This window comes from Roseomonas sp. TAS13, from assembly GCF_001950415.1.
In the GTDB taxonomy this organism is placed as follows: domain Bacteria; phylum Pseudomonadota; class Alphaproteobacteria; order Acetobacterales; family Acetobacteraceae; genus Roseomonas; species Roseomonas mucosa.
Genome location: NZ_BDLP01000503.1, coordinates 1 through 2,603, shown reverse-complemented (window position 1 = coordinate 2,603; position 2,603 = coordinate 1). Strand labels below are relative to the sequence as shown.

The window sequence follows — 2,603 nt, the reverse complement described above, 5'->3', positions numbered from 1 at the left end:
CCCGGCCCCCGTCAGCGCGCCCAGCAACCCGCCGGCCGCGGCACCAGCGCCGGCCCCGGTCAGCGTCGCCACCAGCCAGCCCGCCGCCACCACGGGCCCCACGCCCGGAATCGCCAAGGCCCCAAGCCCGGCCGCGAGCCCCGCGCCGCCACCCAGTACCGTCCCCAGCGTGGCACCGATCCCGGTCCCGGACTCGGCGTTCTCCGCAGTATCCGTGTGGTCCCCGGCACGCCCCCCGGGCGCCGTGGCAACATCACTCCGCTGGCCCTCGGCATTGTTGGCGAGGATGCTCACATCCTCATGCCGGAAGCCCGCAGCCTCCAAGTCCCGCACCGCCGCCATCGCGTGGTCGCGGGTGTCGAAAAGCCGGGTAATGGTCCGCATAGCCATGGTTCGCGTTCCTCTCGTTTCGTTCTCTCGTCATCCGCCGCCCTGCCGCCGCACCCTCCGCGGCCATCCCCGCGGGAACGGCCCCTGCGGGAACGACCACGGGACGCCGGCCTCAGCGCGTGGCGGAAGCGGCGCCCGTCACCACGTTGCCGCGGAAATCCAGCCCCACATCCACGGTCTGCCCGTTCCGCGTGGCCTTGCCGCGCCAGACACCCGCATCATCCTTCTTCAGCTCCGAAACATGCGAGTAGCCCGCCGCCTCGATCCGGCTCTGGGCCTGCCCCTCGGTAAAGCTGTTCGCCCCGGCTTCCGGCGTCGTCACCGGCGTCCCCGAAGCCTGCGGCCTGGAACCCGCCTCGCCCGCCGGCCGCGGCGCGGTCATCGGCGTCGCCGTCCCGGGCGTGGTCCCAGAGGTCGTACCCGGGGTCGTCCCCGTCGTGGCCCCGGGCGTGCCCTGCGCCATGGTCGATCCGCCGCCACCCGGCATCGTCGGCGTCCCGATCGTGCCCTGCGAGCTGGTCCCCGTCTGCGCCATCGCCGCAGGCACGAAACCCGCCGATCCCAGCACCAGCCCCGCCGCCACCGCGAAACCACCGATGCCGTTCATAAGACTGCCCCGCATGCGCGCTCTCCTTGTCCATCTGCGGCGTTGTCCAACCGGGCACTCCGGCCCGTCCGCCTGTGCCCGTGTTAACGACCCATCGCCGCTTCCGTTGACAAGCACCGTCGCAAAAGTTGACAATGGCCGTTCACGCGGCGACCACGCCCGCCCGAACCACGGCGCGGCAGGCCGACCGGGAGGCCGCCCGCTTCAAGACCAGCCGCCCTCACGGCCACGCGGGTCAGCCGGCACACCCTGGGCGGTGGAAGAACCCCCCACCCCCTGCTATACCCACCCACCACAGGCTGCCCGACCCCGGTCCCCCACGACCCATGGTCCGGCGGCCACGACGGATTTCTGGACGACGATTGACGATGGCCCGACGGCGGCAACTCTACGAAGGCAAGGCGAAGATCCTCTTCGAAGGTCCGGAACCGGGCACCCTCGTCCAGTACTTCAAGGATGACGCCTCCGCCGCCAACGGCGCGAAGAAAGGCATCATCACCGGCAAGGGCGTGCTCAACAACCGCATCAGCGAATACCTGATGACGCGCCTCTCCGACATCGGCATCCCCACCCACTTCATCCGCCGCCTGAACATGCGCGAGCAGCTGATCCGGGAGGTCGAGATCATCCCCCTCGAACTGGTGGTCCGCAACGTCGCCGCCGGCTCCCTCTCCACCCGCCTCGGCATCCAGGAAGGCCAGCGCCTCCCCCGCTCGATCATCGAGTACTACTACAAGAACGACGCCCTCCAGGACCCCATGGTCTCCGAGGAACACATCACCTGCTTCGGCTGGGCCTCCACCCAGGACCTGGACGACATGGTCCAGCTCGCCCTGCGCGTGAACGACTTCCTCACCGGCCTCTTCCTCGGCATCGGCATCGTCCTCGTGGACCTCAAGCTCGAATTCGGCCGCTTCTACGAGAACGAGGAGGTCCGCATCGTCCTCGCCGACGAGATCTCCCCCGACAACTGCCGCCTCTGGGATAGCAAGACCGGCGAGAAGATGGACAAGGACCGCTTCCGCCGCGACCTCGGCAAGGTCGAGGAAGGCTACCAGGAAGTCGCCCGCCGCCTCGGCATCCTCCCCGAGGCCGGCGTCCGCGACCTCAAGGGCCCCGAACTGATGCAGTGACGGCCCCGCCAGGCCCTCACCCGCCCCACCGCTTACTCCCTGGGAGACCCCACCCCGTGAAAGCCCGCGTGACCGTCATGCCCAAGCAGGGCGTCCTCGATCCCCAGGGCAAGGCCATCGCCCACGCCCTCGCCAACCTGGGCTACGACGCCGTCCACGACGTCCGCGCCGGCAAGGTCATCGAACTCGACCTGACCGAGACCGACCCGGACAAGGCCAAGGCCCAGGCCGAGGACATGGCCCGCAAGCTCCTCGCCAACACCGTCATCGAGAGCTTCCGCGTCGAGGTCTCCCCCGCGTGATCCCCAGGGGGAGAGCGGCGGAGGGAACCCCGCCCATGCCGCGCCCCCACCCCATGGGTCATCCCTTTGGCGGGGCCCCGCTCGCATGATCAAGGCCTCCCTCCTCCTCATGCTGGGCCTCACCGTCCTCGTCGCCATGACCCTGCGCTGGCGGGAACGCCACCACCCCCC

At 70.0% G+C, this 2,603-nt stretch carries 3 protein-coding genes and 1 pseudogene; 2 read left to right on the top strand and 2 right to left on the bottom strand.

Features of this window, described 5'->3' with window-relative positions; genetic code table 11:
- Together ROTAS13_RS22770 and ROTAS13_RS27865 are read right to left on the bottom strand one after the other, a co-directional pair.
- Nucleotides 1-390 (bottom strand): annotated as a pseudogene (locus tag ROTAS13_RS22770) (hypothetical protein); the annotation flags it as partial.
- Nucleotides 391-502: 112 nt separating this feature from the next.
- On the bottom strand, nucleotides 503-1,012 hold the full coding sequence (locus tag ROTAS13_RS27865) for a PepSY domain-containing protein (protein WP_216348723.1): 510 nt from the start codon (nucleotides 1,010-1,012) through the stop codon (nucleotides 503-505).
- A gap of 353 nt (nucleotides 1,013-1,365) precedes the next feature.
- Here ROTAS13_RS27865 and purC point away from each other — a divergent pair, with 353 nt between their 5' ends.
- Both purC and purS read left to right on the top strand, forming a co-directional pair.
- Complete coding sequence (gene purC, locus ROTAS13_RS22760; RefSeq protein WP_019462504.1) at nucleotides 1,366-2,130, top strand: phosphoribosylaminoimidazolesuccinocarboxamide synthase; 765 nt, start codon at nucleotides 1,366-1,368, stop codon at nucleotides 2,128-2,130.
- Nucleotides 2,131-2,186: 56 nt separating this feature from the next.
- The gene (gene purS / locus ROTAS13_RS22755) at nucleotides 2,187-2,432 is read left to right on the top strand and encodes a phosphoribosylformylglycinamidine synthase subunit PurS (protein ID WP_026033446.1); all 246 of its coding nucleotides are present in this window, start codon (nucleotides 2,187-2,189) and stop codon (nucleotides 2,430-2,432) included.
- Nucleotides 2,433-2,603 lie beyond the last annotated feature (171 nt).